The organism is Paracoccus ravus (assembly GCF_004522175.1).
Classification (GTDB): domain Bacteria; phylum Pseudomonadota; class Alphaproteobacteria; order Rhodobacterales; family Rhodobacteraceae; genus Paracoccus; species Paracoccus ravus.
The window spans coordinates 224,522-241,040 of record NZ_SDEB01000001.1; the positions used below are offsets into that span (position 1 = coordinate 224,522).

General features: G+C 65.4%; 19 protein-coding genes. 15 read left to right on the top strand and 4 right to left on the bottom strand.

Going from position 1 to position 16,519, the window contains the following annotated elements; translation table 11 throughout:
* The 5 genes from ESZ60_RS01205 to ESZ60_RS01225 all read left to right on the top strand — a co-directional run bounded on the left by ESZ60_RS01205 (position 1) and on the right by ESZ60_RS01225 (position 5,427).
* The gene (locus ESZ60_RS01205; protein ID WP_134678578.1) at positions 1–597 is read left to right on the top strand and encodes an NUDIX hydrolase; all 597 of its coding nucleotides are present in this window, start codon (positions 1–3) and stop codon (positions 595–597) included.
* Positions 597–1,751: a CCA tRNA nucleotidyltransferase gene (locus tag ESZ60_RS01210; RefSeq protein ID WP_167620034.1), complete on the top strand. Its 1,155-nt coding sequence runs from the start codon at positions 597–599 to the stop codon at positions 1,749–1,751. The genes ESZ60_RS01205 and ESZ60_RS01210 overlap by 1 nt, the downstream gene beginning before the upstream one ends.
* An 11-nt stretch (positions 1,752–1,762) precedes the next feature.
* On the top strand, positions 1,763–3,616 hold the full coding sequence (locus tag ESZ60_RS01215; protein WP_134678580.1) for an ABC transporter ATP-binding protein: 1,854 nt from the start codon (positions 1,763–1,765) through the stop codon (positions 3,614–3,616).
* The gene (locus tag ESZ60_RS01220) at positions 3,613–4,833 is read left to right on the top strand and encodes a class I SAM-dependent RNA methyltransferase (RefSeq protein ID WP_134678581.1); all 1,221 of its coding nucleotides are present in this window, start codon (positions 3,613–3,615) and stop codon (positions 4,831–4,833) included. Before ESZ60_RS01215 ends, ESZ60_RS01220 begins: the two co-directional genes overlap by 4 nt.
* A gap of 69 nt (positions 4,834–4,902) precedes the next feature.
* On the top strand, positions 4,903–5,427 hold the full coding sequence (locus tag ESZ60_RS01225; RefSeq protein ID WP_134678582.1) for a L,D-transpeptidase family protein: 525 nt from the start codon (positions 4,903–4,905) through the stop codon (positions 5,425–5,427).
* A 40-nt stretch (positions 5,428–5,467) separates the two neighbouring features.
* Here the strand turns inward: ESZ60_RS01225 and dalA are convergent, their stop codons facing one another.
* Positions 5,468–6,037 carry a divisome-associated lipoprotein DalA gene (gene dalA / locus ESZ60_RS01230; protein ID WP_134678583.1) on the bottom strand — a complete coding sequence of 190 codons (570 nt, stop codon included), beginning with the start codon at positions 6,035–6,037 and terminating at the stop codon, positions 5,468–5,470.
* A gap of 223 nt (positions 6,038–6,260) precedes the next feature.
* Here dalA and ESZ60_RS01235 point away from each other — a divergent pair, with 223 nt between their 5' ends.
* Positions 6,261–6,914, top strand: a complete 654-nt coding sequence (locus ESZ60_RS01235) for a L,D-transpeptidase (RefSeq protein WP_134678584.1) — start codon at positions 6,261–6,263, stop codon at positions 6,912–6,914.
* 45 nt (positions 6,915–6,959) lie between these two features.
* Here the strand turns inward: ESZ60_RS01235 and hemH are convergent, their stop codons facing one another.
* Both hemH and ESZ60_RS01245 read right to left on the bottom strand, forming a co-directional pair.
* Entirely contained in the window at positions 6,960–7,991 is a 1,032-nt protein-coding gene (gene hemH, locus ESZ60_RS01240; RefSeq protein WP_134678585.1) for a ferrochelatase, read from the bottom strand.
* Positions 7,988–8,830: a methyltransferase domain-containing protein gene (locus ESZ60_RS01245; RefSeq protein WP_134678586.1), complete on the bottom strand. Its 843-nt coding sequence runs from the start codon at positions 8,828–8,830 to the stop codon at positions 7,988–7,990. Before ESZ60_RS01245 ends, hemH begins: the two co-directional genes overlap by 4 nt.
* Between ESZ60_RS01245 and ESZ60_RS01250 the strand changes: the two genes are divergently transcribed.
* Genes ESZ60_RS01250 through ESZ60_RS01265 form a run of 4 tightly spaced genes read left to right on the top strand, consistent with a single transcriptional unit; the run spans position 8,829 to position 11,247 of the window.
* Complete coding sequence (locus ESZ60_RS01250) at positions 8,829–9,593, top strand: ComF family protein (RefSeq protein ID WP_245155541.1); 765 nt, start codon at positions 8,829–8,831, stop codon at positions 9,591–9,593. The genes ESZ60_RS01245 and ESZ60_RS01250 overlap by 2 nt on opposite strands.
* A gap of 37 nt (positions 9,594–9,630) precedes the next feature.
* Complete coding sequence (gene grxC, locus ESZ60_RS01255) at positions 9,631–9,894, top strand: glutaredoxin 3 (RefSeq protein ID WP_134678587.1); 264 nt, start codon at positions 9,631–9,633, stop codon at positions 9,892–9,894.
* Complete coding sequence (locus tag ESZ60_RS01260) at positions 9,891–10,745, top strand: carbon-nitrogen hydrolase family protein (RefSeq protein WP_245155542.1); 855 nt, start codon at positions 9,891–9,893, stop codon at positions 10,743–10,745. The genes grxC and ESZ60_RS01260 overlap by 4 nt, the downstream gene beginning before the upstream one ends.
* A gap of 7 nt (positions 10,746–10,752) precedes the next feature.
* Entirely contained in the window at positions 10,753–11,247 is a 495-nt protein-coding gene (locus ESZ60_RS01265) for a MarR family winged helix-turn-helix transcriptional regulator (protein WP_134678588.1), read from the top strand.
* Here the strand turns inward: ESZ60_RS01265 and ubiG are convergent.
* Positions 11,244–11,993: a bifunctional 2-polyprenyl-6-hydroxyphenol methylase/3-demethylubiquinol 3-O-methyltransferase UbiG gene (gene ubiG, locus ESZ60_RS01270; protein WP_134678589.1), complete on the bottom strand. Its 750-nt coding sequence runs from the start codon at positions 11,991–11,993 to the stop codon at positions 11,244–11,246. The genes ESZ60_RS01265 and ubiG overlap by 4 nt on opposite strands.
* Before the next feature lie 51 nt (positions 11,994–12,044).
* Here ubiG and pip point away from each other — a divergent pair, with 51 nt between their 5' ends.
* The 5 genes from pip (at position 12,045) to ESZ60_RS01295 (ending at position 16,517) form a co-directional block, all read left to right on the top strand.
* Positions 12,045–13,043, top strand: a complete 999-nt coding sequence (gene pip / locus ESZ60_RS01275) for a prolyl aminopeptidase (RefSeq protein ID WP_134678590.1) — start codon at positions 12,045–12,047, stop codon at positions 13,041–13,043.
* A gap of 9 nt (positions 13,044–13,052) precedes the next feature.
* Positions 13,053–13,505: a tryptophan-rich sensory protein TspO gene (tspO, locus tag ESZ60_RS01280; RefSeq protein ID WP_134678591.1), complete on the top strand. Its 453-nt coding sequence runs from the start codon at positions 13,053–13,055 to the stop codon at positions 13,503–13,505.
* A gap of 141 nt (positions 13,506–13,646) precedes the next feature.
* Positions 13,647–14,255, top strand: a complete 609-nt coding sequence (rimP, locus tag ESZ60_RS01285) for a ribosome maturation factor RimP (RefSeq protein ID WP_209021216.1) — start codon at positions 13,647–13,649, stop codon at positions 14,253–14,255.
* 3 nt (positions 14,256–14,258) lie between these two features.
* Positions 14,259–15,884, top strand: coding sequence for a transcription termination factor NusA (nusA, locus tag ESZ60_RS01290; protein WP_134678592.1), 1,626 nt, complete (start codon positions 14,259–14,261; stop codon positions 15,882–15,884).
* 15 nt (positions 15,885–15,899) lie between these two features.
* Positions 15,900–16,517 (top strand): RNA-binding protein, encoded by a 618-nt coding sequence (locus tag ESZ60_RS01295; protein ID WP_134678593.1) that lies wholly within the window; start codon positions 15,900–15,902, stop codon positions 16,515–16,517.
* The last annotated feature ends 2 nt before the right edge of the window (positions 16,518–16,519 follow it).

Here is a 16,519-nt window from a genome sequence, read left to right on the forward strand (position 1 = left end):
ATGCTGACCGCGCCGCAGACATTGCTGCGCGAAAGACTGGTGAAGGCCCTGTCGGTTCCGGCCGGGCCCTCATCGGATTATGATCTGCATCCCTCGCCCATGGCCGAGGCCGAACTGCGCCCCGCAGGCGTGCTCGCGGCCTTCGACCGCCAGGGGCAGCTTGTTCTGACCAAGCGGGCGAGCAGCCTGCGCCACCATCCCGGCCAGATCGCCCTGCCCGGCGGCAAGGTCGACCCCACTGACACCGACGCCACCGCCGCCGCCCTGCGCGAGGCCCGCGAGGAAATCGGCCTCGACCCTGCGCAGGTCGAAATCCTCGGCACGCTGCCGCCGCATCGCACCGTCACGAATTTCGCGATGACCCCGGTGCTCGGCCTGATCCGCGGCGATTTCACCCCCATCCCCGAGGCCGGAGAGGTCGACGAGGTCTTCCGCGTGCCCTTCTCGCATATCGCCGACCCGGCGAGCTACCGGGTCGAGCGGCGGCTGTGGCGCGGCGACTGGCGGGCCTATTACGTCGCGCCTTTCGGCCCCTATTACATCTGGGGCGCAACGGCGCGGGTGCTGCATGCTCTTGCCCAGCGGCTGGCGGCATGATGCGGATCGAGGCTGAATTCCTGCAAGATTCCGGGCTGCGGCGGGTGCTTTCCGCGCTAAACGATGCGGGCCATCAGGCCCTGATCGTCGGTGGCGCGGTCAGGAACGCGCTTCTGGGCGAACGCGTCGTCGATGTCGATATCGCGACCTCGGCTTTGCCCGAGGAAACCCGCCGCCTGACCGAAAAGGCCGGGCTGCGCGCCGTCCCGACGGGCATCGACCATGGCACGATCACCGTCGTCGCTGAGGGTCACGGCTACGAGGTCACCACTTTCCGCCGCGATGTCGAAACCGATGGTCGCCGCGCGGTCGTGGCCTTTTCCGACCGGATCGACGAGGACGCACAACGCCGCGATTTCACCATGAACGCGCTCTACGCCGATGCCTCGGGCGAGGTGATCGACCCGGTCGGCGGCCTGCCTGATCTCGCTGCCCGTCGCCTGCGTTTCGTGGGCGCGCCGCGCGCCCGCATCACCGAGGATTACCTGCGCATCCTGCGCTTCTATCGCTTCCACGCATGGTATGGCGCGGCGGGCAAGGCCGATCCCGAGGCACTGGCCGCCTGCGCCGATCTGGCGGCCGGGCTCGAGGGCATTTCCCGCGAAAGGATCGGGGCCGAGATGCGCAAGCTTCTCGCCGCGCCGGACCCCAGCGAGGCCGTCGGGCTGATGGCGGCCGCGGGCATCCTTGCGCGCACCCTGCCCGGCGCGGATGCTGCTCACTTGCCCGCGCTGATCGCGGCCGAGAATGGCACGCCTTCCGACTGGTCTTGCCGCTTGACCCTGCTTGCAGCAGATGACCCCGCCCGCTACCTGCGCCTGTCCCGCGACGAGGAACGCCAGCAAGAGAAATTGACCGAGGCCGCACGCCTGCCCCTGCCCGAGGCCGCCTATCGCCACGGAGCCCGCATCGCCCGGCTCGCCGCGCTGATCCAGACGGCGCGGGGCGCGCCGCCTGCCCCCGGCTGGGACGCGCAGATCGACCGCGCCGCCGCCTGCCGCCTGCCCATCGCCGCCCGCGACCTGATGCCGCAAATCACCGGCCCCGCACTTGGCGAGGCATTGCGCCGGGCCGAGAGCGCCTATATTGCCAGCGGCTTCTCGCTGAACCGCGACGAGCTCAAGCGCATCGCGCTGGAGCCATCGGCCATCTGAAAGGCTGAAGGATGCATGACTATTTCTCGCGCATGATCGACGCCTTCCGCCCGGCGGAAGGCCCGCCGCCGCGCACGCTTCTGGCCTTTTTCCGCTGGTGCCTCTCGGGGGCATGGTGGGGGCTGGCGATTGCCGGGCTGGCCTCGGCGATTGGCGGCACGGCGGATGTCATGGCGGCGGTCCTGCTCGGCTGGGTGATCGACGCGGTCGTCACCACGCCGCCCGCGCAGTTCTGGGCCGAGCAGGGCACGCTGGTCATGGGCTTCGTCGGCTTCTTCCTGATCGTCCGCCCGGCCATCGTCTGGCTCTCGACCGCGAGTTCCAGCGTCATCATCAACCCCAATATCATGCCCCTGGTGCTGTCGCGGCTGCATCGCTGGACGATGGGCCATTCCGTCACCTTCTTCGACAATGACTTCGCCGGGCGCATCGCGCAGAAGCAGATGCAGACCGCCCGCGCGGTGACCGATGTCGCCTCGGAGATGGTGAACGTGGTGGCCTTCGCGCTGGCCTCGGTGCTGGGCTCGGCGGCCTTCCTCGTCTCGGTCGATGGCTGGGGCGCGCTGGCGCTGCTGGCTTGGCTCGGCTCTTATGTCCTGCTGATCCGCTTCTTCCTGCCGCGGATCCGCACCACTTCGGCGGGCCGGGCCTCGGCGCGGGCGATGGTGACCGGGCAAGTCGTGGATACCATCACCAATATCAAGACCGTCAAGCTCTTCGCCCATGCCGAGCACGAGGACCGCGCGGCCCTCGGCGCGATGGCGGGCTTTCGCGAGCGCGCGCTGGATTTCGGCCGCGTCAGCACCTGGTTCCGCCTGTCGCTGATGACCATCGCCGGCGCGCTGCCGGTGATCCTGATCGGCGGCACGATGATCTTGTGGCGGCAGGGGCTGGCGACGCCGGGCGACATCGCCGCCTCGGGCGCGATCGCCATGCGCCTCGCGCAGATGACCGGCTGGGTCAGCATGGCGCTGATGGGGGTCTGGGGCAGCATCGGCGAGGTCGAGGACGGCATGAAGACCCTGTCTCCGCCGCATGGCCTGACCGACGCCCCCGACGCGGTCGAGTTGGGCCGCGTCGCTGGCCGCATCGAGTTCGACCATGTCGATTTCGCCTATGGCCGGGACGAGGGTGGCATCCGCGACCTGTCGCTGAGCATCGCGCCCGGCGAGAAGCTGGGCATCGTCGGGGCCTCGGGCGCGGGGAAATCGACGCTGGTATCGTTGCTCTTGCGGCTTTACGACGTCGAGAAAGGCGCGGTCCGCATCGACGGCCACGACCTGCGCGGCGTCACGCAGGAAAGCCTGCGCGGCAATATCGCCATGGTCACGCAAGAGACCGCGATGTTCAACCGCTCGGCCCATGACAATATCCTTTATGGCCGCCCCGATGCCACGCAGGACGAGATCATCGCCGCCGCCCGCGCCGCCGAGGCGCATGAGTTCATTCTCAGGCTGCGCGACCATGCCGGGCGCAGCGGCTATGACGCGCATCTGGGCGAGCGCGGGGTGAAGCTCTCGGGCGGGCAGCGGCAGCGCATTGCCCTGGCCCGCGCCTTCCTCAAGGATTCGCCGATCCTCGTGCTGGACGAGGCGACCAGCGCGCTCGACAGTGAGGTCGAGGCGCAGGTGCAGGACGCGCTGCATCGCGCCATGCAGGGCAAGACCGTGCTGGCCATCGCCCACCGGCTTTCGACCATCGCCGAGCTGGACCGCATCGTCGTGCTGGAGGCCGGGCAGATTGTCGAGCAGGGCACGCATGGCGAACTCTTGGCCCGAAACGGCACCTATGCCCGCTATTGGAACCGCCAGTCGGGCGGCTTCCTTGGAACCGAAGAAGACGAGACGACCGAGGCTGCCGAGTGACGATCTGGACTGTCGAGCGGCTTGGCCGCAAGGGCGATGGCGTGGCCATTGCCGATTCCGCGAGGGCCCTGGCGCCCCTGACCCTGCCCGGCGAGGTGATCGAGGGCGAGGCCGAGACCGGCCGCATCGCCGCCCCGCGCATCGTGACGCCCTCGGATCAGCGGGTGCGTCCCGCCTGCCCGCATTACCGCGCCTGTGGCGGTTGCACGCTGATGCATGGCTCGGATGAATTCGTGAAATCCTGGAAGGTCGGCGTGGTGACCGAGGCCCTGCGCGCGCAAGGGCTTTCTGCGCCGATCGCCGGGGTCCATGTCTCGCCGCCGCGCTCGCGCAGGCGGGCGGTGCTCTCGGGCAAGCGCACCAAGAAGGGCGCGCTCCTGGGCTTTCACGCCCGCGCCTCGGAGGTGATCGTGGATGTCGCGGATTGCCATGTCCTGCGCCCCGCGATCCAGAACGCCCTGCCCTTGCTGCGCCAGATCGTCATTGCGGGCGGCTCGCGCGGCGGGGAAGTGTCGCTGACCGTGGCCGAGACGCTTTCGGGGCTGGATGTCGCCGTCACCGGCGGCAAGCCGATGGAGCCCGCCCTGTTCGAGAGCCTTGCGCGCCTTGCCGCGCAAGGCGATCTGGCGCGCCTGACCTGGGACGACCAGCCCATCACCCGCCGCCCGCCGCTGATCGGTTTTGGGCGCGCGCAGGTGACGCCGCCTCCGGGCGCCTTCCTGCAAGCCACGGCCGAGGGCGAGGCCGCGCTGGTCGCCGCCCTGCGCGACATGACGCGGGGCGCTGGACGCATCCTGGACCTCTTTGCCGGTTGCGGCACCTTCACCCTTCCTCTCGCCGAGGGGGCGGATGTTCATGCCATCGAAGGGCTTTCCGCGCCCCTCGCGGCGCTAGATGCGGGCGCGCGTCGCAGCCGCGGCCTGCGTCGAATCACCACCGAGACGCGCGACCTGGCGCGTCGTCCCTTGCAGCCGGACGAGTTGAAATATGACGCGATCGTGATCGATCCGCCACGCAGCGGAGCCGAGGCGCAGGCGCGGGAAATCGCCCGATCCGAAGCCGCGAGACTCGCCTGGGTCAGCTGCGATCCGGTAAGTTTTGCCCGCGATGCGCGGATTCTCGCCGAGTCCGGTCTTAGCATTTCACGGCTTTTCGTCGTGGATCAGTTCCGCTGGTCGCCGCATGTCGAAACCGTGGCGGAATTTCGCCGACGCTAGCGATAAATTTACGCGCATGGTATTCAACTGGCGAAAGAAAATCGTGCCAAAGGCACATTGAGGGCAGTGATGATACGGGCGATCCGCGCAGCATTCGCGGTGGCGGCAATTTCGCTATTGGCGAATTGCGGGGGCGACAGTGCCCAGCCACCGACCAGCAAGTTCAAGACCTATCAGGGGCCGCCTGTCACACAGGTCGTCGTGAAAAAGGGCGAACGCAGGATGTATCTCATCAGCGGCCGGACCCCGATCAAGGCCTATGACATCAGCCTTGGAAACCAGCCCCTCGGCCCGAAGCGTTTCGAAGGCGATGGCCGCACGCCGGAGGGGATGTATTTCATCGACCGCAAGAATCCCCGCAGCCGGTATCACCTGTCGCTCGGGATTTCCTATCCCTCGACCGAGGATGTGGCCCGCGCCGCGATGATGGGCCTGCGGCCCGGGGGCGATATCATGATCCACGGTTTGGGACCCGAAGGGCGCGCCCTGAACCGCCCCGACTGGACCGCCGGATGCATCGCCGTCAATGACGAAGAAATCGAAGAGATCTTCGCGATGCTCAATCCCGGCGTGCCGATCTTTATCTTTCCCTGAAAGGGTGCGGAGCGGCCCCGGTTTGCGGGGCCTTTTCCGATCACAGACCGTTGGCCGCGGCCATGGCGAAACCGCCCACCGCGACCGGCGCGCCGCCCGATCCGGCCGTGATCATCACCCACCAGATCTTGCCCGAGGGTTCCTGGAACCAGCCGATGCCGAATTCGCTCGCACGCGGGTCCATCAGGATGTCGCGGGTGTCGCGGGTCTGCATCCAGGCGTTCAGGGTGACGATCTCGTTCTCATAGGTCTCCGAGATGTTCTCGCCGATCAGGTGGCCCATATAGCCCTGGCGGCGGATTCGATCGAGCGGCGAGGAACCGTCCGAGCCGAAATGCCAGGCGCGGTTCTGCGCCGCCATGTCGCGGGCATGCGCCATCGAGGCCATGTCCAGCATCGGGCTTTGCACCAGCCCCGGAGCGCCCACATTGGCGCGCAACTGGTTGATCTGGCCAGCCACGCGGGCCGGGATCTGCGCCTCTTCCTTTGGGGTGATCTTGTAGGCGACCGGAATCGGCTTTCCGTCCGGGCCAAGCTGGGGTTGCTGCTGCGTTTGGCAGGCCGCGAGGGCCAGCACCGAGACCAGCGCGAGGGTGGAAAGTTTCAGCATGTGATGTCGTCCCGTGAAATTTTGCTGCCAGCCTTACAAAAGCCTGCTGCCTGCTTCAAACCCAAGATTGCGTGAGCGCAACAGACTGCGGCAGCGATGCGACAATGACGCGAGTTTGAATTGCAAGCGCCTGCGGCAGCCCGTATTTCGCGCTTCAGAACCATCAACAAAATTGGGCAGTGACGGTCGTGAAAACGGCCCCCGAAACATTCAGGAGCGATAGATGATCACCTCGAAGGCTCCGGTCTCGCGCCGGAATTTTCTGTCCACATCCGTGGCACTGGGTGCTGCGGGTTTGGCCGCGCCTGCGATCGCGCAGTCGTACGACCCCTATACCGGCCAGCCCCTGCAGGGCTCGGGCGGTGGTGCCACGCCGGATGCCGGAATGGTGCAATATGACGCGGCGCAGGATTCCCGCCGGAATATCTCGAGCTTCCGGATGCAGGACTGGCAGCCCTATTTCAGCAATCTGACCAATGGCGCGATCCTTGTGGATCTGAACTCGCGCGCGCTGCATTTCTGGTCCGAGGACCAGGCGGTCTACAAGCTTTTCCCGACCTCGGTGCCGGTCAGCGCCGACCTGACGCGCACCGGCCGGACCGAGATCATCAAGAAGGTGAAGGGCCCGACCTGGTCGCCCACGCCCGAAATGAAAAAGCGCAATCCCGAATGGCCCGATTTCGTGCCTGCCGGCCCGGACAATCCTCTGGGCACCCATGCGCTGTGGCTCAGCTGGCAATATTACCGCATCCACGGCACGCATGACACGCGCAAGATCGGGCGCAAGTCCTCGAATGGCTGCATCGGCCTTTATAACGAGCATATCCAGCAGATGTATGATCTGACCAAGGTCGGAACCCAGGTCCTGATCATCTGAGCGAAGGATATTCGAGATCGCGAAAGGCCCCCGAGGGGGCCTTTTTCACATCCAGCCGCCGAGATTCTCGGCAATGATCGTGGTCAGCACGTCCAGATGGTCGGAGTGCGCGTTCAGGCAAGGAATATAGGTGAACTCCTTGCCGCCCGCATGAATGAAGGCTTCGCGGATCTCGCCCTGGATCTCTTCGAGCGTCTCGATGCAATCGGCCGAGAAGGCGGGCGAGATGACGGCGATCTCGGTAAAGCCCTTTTTCGCCAGTTCCGCGACATGCTCGACGGTATAGGGCCGCAACCATTCCTCACGGCCAAAGACGGATTGGAATGTGGTGTCGATCACATCGGATGCCCAGCCCAGCCGCTCGCCCAGAAGCCGCGAGGTCTTCTGGCACTGGCAATGATAGGGGTCGCCCTGCATCAGGTAGCGTTTGGGCATGCCGTGATAGCTCGCCACCAGCTTGCGCGGCACGACACCGTTCAGGGCGCGCGTGACCGATCCGGCCAGCGCCGCGATATAATCCGGTCGGTCGAAATAGGGCGCGACGGTGCGCGATGCGGGCTGCCGCGTCTGCTTCATCAGGGCGCGGAAGAACTGGTCATTCGCGGTGGCCGAGGTCGCGCCCGCATATTGCGGGTAAAGCGGCAGGAAGAGGATCCGGTCGCAGCCCGCCTTGACCATGCGGTCAACGACGGATTCGGTCGAGGGATTGCCGTAGCGCATGCAGAACTCGACCATGACCCGCTCGCCCCAAAGCGCATGGGCGCGTTCCCGCAGGCCCGCGACCTGCTCCTTGGTGATCGTCATCAACGGGCTTTCATTCGCCTCGTTGTTCCAGATCGTCTTGTAATTCGCCCCCGAACTGAAGGGCCGCTTGGACAGGACGATGCCTTGCAGGATCGGCTGCCATTTCCAGCTTGGCAGGTCGATCACCCGCTTGTCTGAGAGGAACTCGTTCAGATAGCGCCGCATCGACCAGTAATCGGTCCCGTCCGGCGTGCCCAGATTGGCCACCAGCACGCCGATGCGGGGGGGGGCGATCGCGGGATGATCGGCTGGGGCGGTTACGGGTCGGGTCATTCCTGCGGCTTCCTCATGTTTCTCAGCGCCTCGGCAAGCGGCATCTTGGCCGAACCGGGGCGCAGCGGTTTCTGCTGGCTCGCATCCGGTGACCAGCCGGTCAGAAAGACCAGCTCAAAGGTCGCGCGGACGCGGTCCGGATCGGCCGGGTCGGGATGGGATTCAGCATAGATCTGGGCGGCGCGCATCAGGACTTTTCGCCGCGTGGGATGGCGCAGACGGCCGTTCAGGGCATTGCCCTCGCCCATGCCGCGCAGATCCTGCGCAAGATGGAACAGACTGCGATAGCTCACATTCTGCGCGATCTGATCGGCCACCGGCAAAGCCAGCCCGGCCCGCCCCATCAGGGCGCCCAGATCGCGGATCTCTCCCATCGGCAGGACGCGGGGCGACAGCCCGCCCGTGACCTCGGCCTCGGCCCGGGTCAGCGCGTCACGCAATTCGTTCAGGGTCCTGCCGCCGGGACAGGCCGCGATAAAAAGACCGTCGGGTTGCAGGGCACGGCTGCATTGCGCGATCTGGCCGACCGGGTCCTCGGCCCAATGCAGCGCCATGGCATGGATCACCAGATCATAGGCGCCCGGCAGCAGGTCCAGTTCGGGCTCGTCGGCCACGACCCGGGCCGCAGGAAACACCCCGGACCAGAACTCCGCAAAGCCCGTGACCACGGCGATGCGGCTGAACGATCTTTTAATCTCTGCCAGCCTATCCTCGATTTCGTCCGCCATGAGGCGATGCAGAAAATCGACAGGTCCAAGGCGATCTGCGCGGCTGCGATTGCGCCGCAGCGCGGCTCGGTCGATCAATATGGGTACGGTGTTTTGATGGGTATTCATCATGGTTGCGCACAATAGGGGGCTTCTGGAGGTGATGAAAGGCGGATTGCGGATCATCTTTCCGCCCCAGTGCCTGGCCTGCGGTGAAGCAGTGGCCGAGGAAGGCGGGTTATGTCCGAATTGCTGGCGCGAGGCCCAGTTCATCACCGGCCCTGCCTGTTCGCGCTGCGGCACGCCGCTGCCCGGGGATGGCGTCGATGATCTCGATGAATCCGGGCCGCTCGTTTGCGACGAATGTCTGCATGTCGCGCATCCCTGGGTGCGGGGCCGTGCGGCGATGGTCTATGCCGGGACCGGTCGCAAACTGACGCTCTTGCTGAAACATGGCGACCGGCTGGACATCGCGCCGACACTTGGGGATTGGGTGGCCCGCGCCGCGACGCCTCTGGTCCGGTCCGAAATGATCGTGGTGCCCGTCCCGGTCCACATGCGCAGGCTCTTGCGCCGCAAGTATAACCAGGCCGCGCTGCTGTCCGAACGGGTGGCGCGCGTGCATGGTCTGACCCATCTGCCCTATGCGCTGCGCCGTCTTCGCCACGGCCCGATGCAGGATCATGGCAGTGTCGAGGACCGTTTTGCCAATGTCGAGGATGCCTTCGGCGCGGAACGCAAATATCGATCCGAAATCGAGGGGCGGGCCATCCTGCTGGTCGATGACGTGCTGACCTCGGGCGCGACGCTGGCCGCCGCCGCCGAGGCGCTGCGGGCGGCGGGATCGGGTCCGATCTCGGTGGTGGTTCTGGCACGCGCGGTCAAGGATCCCTAGATAGGGGTGGAACAGGAAACCACTGAAAGACGTGCTGATGGCCAAGGTCGAGATCTATACCACCCCCACCTGCCCCTATTGCGTTGCCGCCAAGGCATTGCTGAACCGCAAGGGCGTCCCCTTCGAGGAAACCGATGTGGCGCGCGACCCTAGCCTGCGCGCCGCGATGACGCAGCGCGCAGGCGGAAGCCGCACCGTGCCGCAGATCTTTGTCGATGGCCAGCATCTGGGCGGCTGCGACGACATCCACGCCCTCGACCGCGACGGCAAGCTGGATCGCCTGCTTGGCCTTGCCGCATGAGCCATGCTCCGATCACGGCCGGGCTGGTGCAGCTTTGCGTTTCGGACGACCCCGAGCGCAACCTGCCCCAGACCCGCGCCCTGATCGCCGAGGCCGCCGGGCGCGGCGCGAATTTCGTGCTGACGCCCGAGGCCACCAATCTTTTGAATGCCGACCGCAAGACGCAGGAGCGTCTGCTTTGCCCCGAAGCTTCGGACCCCACCCTTGCCGCGCTGCGCGAGGATGCGCGCCGCCTTGGGATCTGCCTGCTGATCGGATCGCTCTCGCTCAGGACGGACGAGCCCACAGACAGCCGCTTTGCCAATCGCAGCTTCCTGATCGCGCCGGATGGCGGGATCGTCGCGCGCTATGACAAGCTGCACATGTTCGACGTCACCGTCTCCGAGTCTGAAACCTATCGGGAATCGGCGGCCTTCCGACCGGGCGGACAGGCGGTTCTGGCGGATGGGCCCTGGCCGATCGGCCTGTCGGTCTGTTATGACCTACGCTTTCCCCATCTCTACCGCGATCTCGCCAAGGCCGGGGCACAGATCCTGACCGTGCCCGCGGCCTTCAACGACACGACCGGGGCCGCCCATTGGGAGGTGCTGCTGCGCGCCCGTGCGATCGAAACCGGCTGCTATGTTTTGGCTCCGGCGCAATGCGGCACACATGCCAACCATCTTTGCCCCGAACGCGCGCCACGGCGCAGCCACGGCCATTCGCTGGCCGTTTCGCCCTGGGGCGAAATCATCGCCGATGGCGGTACGGAACCCGGCGTCACGATGGTTGTGCTTGACCCCGCCGCCGTTCTAAAGGCACGGTCCCGCATCCCGTCCCTGACCCACGACCGAGTTTACTCGGGACCATGAGAGAGAAATGCCAGGCAAGCCCGTGGAACAACACCCGCCCAGCACCGAGGCTTCGGCCGATGCGCTGGCCGCGAGCCTGTTTTCCGAAGTCTTCATCGCCGACCAGCTCGCCCGCGACCTGATCGGGAACGCATTGCCCAAGGGCATGCAGATCTCGCATTTCTCGGTGCTGAACCTGCTTGCGCATCTGGGCGTCGAGCGCAGCCCCGCCGAATTGGCCGAGGCCTTTCACGTCACGCGCGGCGCGATGACCAATACGCTGTCGCGGCTGGAATGGGCGGGCCATATCCATATCCGCCCGGATTGGGACGATGCGCGGCGCAAATTCGTCTCGATCAGCCCGGCTGGACGCGCCGCCCGCGATGCGGCGCTGGCAGCGTTCATGCCGCGCATCGGCGACGTGGTGCGCGAGATCGGCGCAGACCGGGTGCGCGCGGCCCTGCCCGTACTCCGCCTCTTGCGCCGCCAACTCGAAGAAGCGACGCGCCAGAACGAGCGTTAGTCGCGCAGCGCCGTCATCGCGTAATTGACCGACAGGTCGCGATGGGACAGCGACCAACTCCAGCCCAGCGGGTTGAAGACCATGCCGCAGCGGTCGACGACGTTGAGGCCGGTGGCCTCGGTCATCGCGGCCAGTTCCTCGGGCGTGATGAAGCGGTGCCAGTCATGCGTGCCCTTGGGCAGCCATCGCATCACCCATTCCGCCCCGATGATGGCCGCCCCGAAGCTGCGCAGGGTGCGGTTCAGCGTCGATTGGATCAGCATCCCCCCCGGCTTCACCAGATCGCGGCAGGAGGCAATGAATTCGGCGGGGTCGGCGACATGCTCGACGATCTCCAGCGCCATGACGATATCATAGCTGTGGCCCTCGGCCAGCAGCGCCTCGGAGGTGGTGGCGCGGTAATCGATCGGCAGGCCCTGCTCTTCGGCATGAAGCTTGGCGATGGCGATATTGCCTTCCGCCGCATCAGCCCCGGTGACGGTCGCTCCCAGCCGGGCCAGGGGCTCGGACATCAACCCGCCGCCGCAACCGATATCCAGCACCGTCAGGCCCTCAAGCGGCAAGTCGGCATCGCGGTCGCGGCCGAACTGCGCCGCGATCTGGGTGGTGACATATTCCAGACGCGTCGGATTGAGCATGTGCAGCGGCTTGAACTTGCCCTGCGGGTCCCACCACTCCGCCGCCATGGCCTGGAATTTCGCAACCTCGGCGGGGTCGATGCTGCTGATTTGCGGTCTTTCGGTCATCTGGCCGTCCTTCGTATGGCGGGCGCCTGCGGGGCGTTATATAGTCGTCACATGGACAGATTGGCAGGGCAAATCGGCGGCAACCCGTCGCAAGGCAAGCTGCACCCGATGGTCGAGCCCTTCGACCAGCGCCAGATCGACGTTGGCGACGGTCATACGCTTTATGTCGAACAAAGCGGCCATCCCGAGGGAGTGCCGGTCATCGTCTTGCATGGCGGTCCGGGCGGGGGGTGCAGCCCCTTCATGCGGCGTTTCTTCGATCCCCGTCATTACCGCGCGGTGCTCTTCGACCAGCGCGGCTGCGGCCGCTCGCGCCCCCATGCCGAGGTCGCCGCCAATACGACCCAGCATCTGGTCGCCGATATCGAGCGCATCCGCCGTGAATTGGGCATCGGCCCCGCCATCCTGTTTGGCGGAAGCTGGGGGGCGACGCTGGCTTTGGCCTATGCGCAAGCCCATCCCGAGGCGGTTCTGGCATTGGTGCTGCGAGGGGTCTTTCTGGGCCGCCGCGCCGAACTTGACTGGTTCTATGGCGGCGGGGTCGCGCGGTTCTTCCCGGATCGCTGGGCCGAGTTCCAGCGCCCGATTCCCCAGGCCGAGCGCGACGACATGATCATGGCCTATCATCGTCGCCTGTTCGGCGGCGATCGCGGGCAGGAGATCCGTTACTCGCTGCCCTGGCTGCAATGGGAGAACGCGCTGGCGGGCCTCGAGATCTCGGGCGCGGGCCATGCGCCCCCGGATTACGCCCGCGCCTTTGCCCGGCTGGAGAACCATTACTTCGTGCATGGCTGCTTCCTCGACGAGGGGCAGCTTCTGCGCGACCGCCATCGCATCGAGCATCTGCCTGCCCATATCGTTCAGGGCCGCTACGATATGGTCTGCCCGCCGCAAACGGCTTGGGAATTGGCGCAGGGCTGGGACAAGGCCGAGTTGCGGATGGTCCCGGCCTCGGGCCATGCGCTGAGCGAGCCGCGAATCGCCACGGAACTCGTGCGGGTCATGGATGGTTTGCGAGATGCGGCGCAACGGGGCGGCCGCGTCGCCTGAGGACCAAACATGCTATTCGTGACCTTTTTGATCGCCTGTGCGGCGGCAGGGGCGACCGGTCTGAGCTTCAAGCCCGAAAGCTGGTATGAGGAACTGATCAAGCCGCCGATCACGCCGCCGCGCTGGGTCTTTCCCGTGGCCTGGACGACCATCTACGTCCTGATCTCATGGGGCGCGGCGCGGCTTGCGGTTCGGCCCGAAACCGGCATGGTGCTGGCCCTCTGGTCGGCGCAGATCGCACTCAACACGCTGTGGACGCCGGTGTTTTTCGGTGCGCACCGGCTGGACTGGGCGCTCGGCGTCATCGTGGCGCTGTGGGTCGTGGTCGCGGCGATGACCTTCGCGGCGTTCCGGCACGACGTCTTCGCAGCCCTTCTATTCCTGATTTATCTGGGCTGGCTCACTTACGCCGGACTTTTGAACCTGCATATCTGGCAGGATAACCGCGATACGATGGTCTGACGCGCGCAGGCGCGCTTTTCCTTGCATTCCGCCGCCAGCGCGACTATATGACGCTCAACAGCGGCGCAGGTGTCCACAGCCTGCCCACCGATAAGATGTGCGGGCCGCTTAGGCCCGTTTTTTGTTTTTGGGATACCGATCATGTCCGACCTCATTGCCAAGACTGCCATCGACCGGCGCCTGGCCGAGATCATCTCGCCGGTGATCGAAGATCTGGGTTTCGAACTGGTTCGCATCCGCCTGCAAGGCGGCAAGACCTCGACGCTGCAGATCATGGCCGACCGGCCCGAAGGCGGCATCAATGTCGATGATTGCGGCGATATTTCGACTGCCGTCAGCGCCGTTCTCGATGTCGAGGACCCGCTGGAGGAAGCCTATCACCTTGAAGTGTCCAGCCCCGGCATCGACCGCCCGCTGACCCGCCTCAAGGATTTCGCGACCTTTGAGGGTTACGAAGTCCGGCTTGAAACCAACGAGCAGATCGACGGGCGCAAGCGTTTCAAGGGCACGCTTGCCGGCGTCGAGGGCGACGAGGTTCTGCTGAATATCGAGGAAGCCGGAGAAACCCATACCATCGGGCTGAACTTCGACTGGCTTTCGGATGCCAAGCTTGTGCTGACTGACGAGTTGATCGCCGAAATGCTTCGGCAAAAGAAGGACGCGGGCGTGCAGATCGAGCATCTGGACGAAACCGACTTTGACGAGATCGAAACTGAAGCCGGCGAAGACAACGCCGACGCGAAGGAGTGAGGAATGGCCATTACCTCTGCCAACCAGCTTGAGCTTCTCCAGACCGCCGAGGCGGTCGCGCGCGAGAAGATGATCGACCCGGATCTGGTGATCCAGGCGATGGAGGACAGCCTCGCCCGTGCCGCCAAGTCGCGCTACGGCAGCGAGATGGACATCCGCGTCCATATCGATCGCAAGACCGGCAATGCCACCTTCACCCGCGTCCGCACCGTCGTCGAGGACGAGGAAGTCGAGAACTATCAGGCGCAGCTGACCGTCAAGCAGGCCGAGCCCTATCTGGCCAACCCGAAGGTCGGCGACGAGATCGTCGATCAGGTTCCGCCGGTCGAACTGGGCCGCATCGCCGCGCAATCGGCCAAGCAGGTCATCCTGCAAAAGGTCCGCGAAGCCGAGCGTGACCGCCAATACGAAGAGTTCAAGGATCGCGCCGGCACCATCATCAACGGCGTCGTCAAGCGCGAGGAATATGGCAACATCATCGTCGATGTCGGCCGTGGCGAAGCCATCCTGCGCCGCAACGAGAAGATCGGCCGCGAGAGCTACCGCCCGAACGACCGCATCCGCGCCTATGTCAAGGACGTGCGCCGCGAAAGCCGTGGCCCGCAGATCTTCCTGTCGCGCACCGATCCGCAGTTCATGGCCGAACTGTTCAAGATGGAAGTGCCGGAAATCTATGACGGCGTGATCGAGATCAAAGCCTGCGCCCGCGATCCGGGATCGCGCGCCAAGATCGCCGTGATCTCCTATGATAACTCGATCGACCCGGTCGGCGCCTGCGTCGGTATGCGCGGCTCGCGCGTTCAGGCTGTTGTCGGCGAGCTTCAGGGCGAGAAGATCGACATCATTCCGTGGTCGGATGATCAGGCGACTTTCCTTGTGAACGCGCTGCAACCCGCCGAAGTGGCGAAAGTCGTGTTCGATGAGGACGCCTCGCGTATTGAAGTTGTCGTCCCCGATGAACAACTAAGCCTTGCGATCGGCCGTCGCGGTCAGAACGTGCGTCTGGCCTCGCAGCTGACCGGTCTGGATATCGACATCCTGACCGAAGAAGAAGAATCGAAGCGTCGTCAGGCCGAGTTCAACGCCCGCACGAAGCTCTTCGTCGATGCACTGGATCTGGACGAGTTCTTCGCCCAGCTTCTGGTCGCCGAGGGCTTCACCAATCTCGAAGAGGTCGCCTATGTCGATCTGGACGAGCTGACCTCGATCGAGGGTGTGGACGAAAGCACGGCCGAGGAACTTCAGACCCGCGCCCGGGAAAATCTGGAGGCCGCGAACCGCGCCGCTCTGGAAAATGCCCGCGCTCTGGGGGCCGAGGACAGCCTGATCGAGTTCGAGGGCCTGACGCCTCAGATGGTCGAGGCGCTCGCCAAGGACGACGTCAAGACGCTCGAGGACTTCGCCACCTGCGCCGATTGGGAACTGGCCGGCGGCTGGACCACCGAGAATGGCCAGCGCAAGAAGGACGAAGGCATTCTCGAGCCTTTCGACGTCTCGCTGGAAGAGGCGCAGAACATGGTGATGACCGCCCGCGTCATGCTGGGCTGGGTCGATCCGACCGAAATGGAATCGGTTGCGGAACCTGAAGCCGCGACCGAAGCAACCGAAGACAAGGAGGCCGGGGTGTAACGCCCCGGGAGGCTGATGACACGCGGGGGCCAGACGAAGGACCGCGAGACGCCCGAACGGCGCTGCATCGTGACGGGCGAGACCCAACCCAAGGCGGGGCTGATCCGCTTTGTGGCTGGCCCCGACGCGATCGTCGTGCCCGATCTTGCCGAGAAGCTGCCAGGGCGCGGCTTCTGGGTCGTCTCGGATCGCAAGGCCTTGGATAAGGCCGCGGCAAAGGGTATGTTCTCAAGGGGAGCCAAGGCGCAGGTCTCGGTTCCACCGGAACTGCTCGAAATGATTGAAGCCGGGCTTGCGAAGCGCGTGATCGACACGCTTTCGCTGGCCCGCAAGGCCGGGCGGGCAGTGGCCGGCTTCGAAAAGGTCAAGGAGTGGCTGGCTGCAGGCAAGGCGAAAGTGCTGCTGCAGGCCAGCGACGGTTCGGACCGCGGCAAAGGCAAGCTTTGGACCCCGCCCGGCGGGCGTTGGTTCGGTTGCCTGACCGCATCAGAATTGGGTTTGTCCTTTGGGCGTGATCATGTCATACACAGCGCGCTTGCGCCGGGGGGCCTGACGAACACGTTGATCAGGGACGCAAGCAGACTGACGGGTCTGCGCGGGCATGACGGCGGCGCATCCGCCGAGAAGGAATGAAT

Excerpts from the sequence above, each read along its gene's own strand:
- ESZ60_RS01215 (WP_134678580.1), top strand. The coding sequence starts at position 1,763 with ATGCATGACTATTTCTCGCGCATGATCGACGCCTTCCGCCCGGCGGAA.
- hemH (WP_134678585.1), bottom strand. The coding sequence starts at position 7,991 with ATGACCCGACCCGTAACCGCCCCAGCCGATCATCCCGCGATCGCCCCC.
- ESZ60_RS01265 (WP_134678588.1), top strand. The coding sequence starts at position 10,753 with ATGCCAGGCAAGCCCGTGGAACAACACCCGCCCAGCACCGAGGCTTCG.
- ESZ60_RS01245 (WP_134678586.1), bottom strand. The coding sequence starts at position 8,830 with ATGATGAATACCCATCAAAACACCGTACCCATATTGATCGACCGAGCC.
- ubiG (WP_134678589.1), bottom strand. The coding sequence starts at position 11,993 with ATGACCGAAAGACCGCAAATCAGCAGCATCGACCCCGCCGAGGTTGCG.
- ESZ60_RS01235 (WP_134678584.1), top strand. The coding sequence starts at position 6,261 with ATGATCACCTCGAAGGCTCCGGTCTCGCGCCGGAATTTTCTGTCCACA.
- pip (WP_134678590.1), top strand. The coding sequence starts at position 12,045 with ATGGACAGATTGGCAGGGCAAATCGGCGGCAACCCGTCGCAAGGCAAG.
- ESZ60_RS01225 (WP_134678582.1), top strand. The coding sequence starts at position 4,903 with ATGATACGGGCGATCCGCGCAGCATTCGCGGTGGCGGCAATTTCGCTA.
- ESZ60_RS01210 (WP_167620034.1), top strand. The coding sequence starts at position 597 with ATGCGGATCGAGGCTGAATTCCTGCAAGATTCCGGGCTGCGGCGGGTG.
- tspO (WP_134678591.1), top strand. The coding sequence starts at position 13,053 with ATGCTATTCGTGACCTTTTTGATCGCCTGTGCGGCGGCAGGGGCGACC.
- nusA (WP_134678592.1), top strand. The coding sequence starts at position 14,259 with ATGGCCATTACCTCTGCCAACCAGCTTGAGCTTCTCCAGACCGCCGAG.
- ESZ60_RS01205 (WP_134678578.1), top strand. The coding sequence starts at position 1 with ATGCTGACCGCGCCGCAGACATTGCTGCGCGAAAGACTGGTGAAGGCC.
- dalA (WP_134678583.1), bottom strand. The coding sequence starts at position 6,037 with ATGCTGAAACTTTCCACCCTCGCGCTGGTCTCGGTGCTGGCCCTCGCG.
- rimP (WP_209021216.1), top strand. The coding sequence starts at position 13,647 with ATGTCCGACCTCATTGCCAAGACTGCCATCGACCGGCGCCTGGCCGAG.
- ESZ60_RS01250 (WP_245155541.1), top strand. The coding sequence starts at position 8,829 with ATGGTTGCGCACAATAGGGGGCTTCTGGAGGTGATGAAAGGCGGATTG.
- ESZ60_RS01260 (WP_245155542.1), top strand. The coding sequence starts at position 9,891 with ATGAGCCATGCTCCGATCACGGCCGGGCTGGTGCAGCTTTGCGTTTCG.
- grxC (WP_134678587.1), top strand. The coding sequence starts at position 9,631 with ATGGCCAAGGTCGAGATCTATACCACCCCCACCTGCCCCTATTGCGTT.
- ESZ60_RS01295 (WP_134678593.1), top strand. The coding sequence starts at position 15,900 with ATGACACGCGGGGGCCAGACGAAGGACCGCGAGACGCCCGAACGGCGC.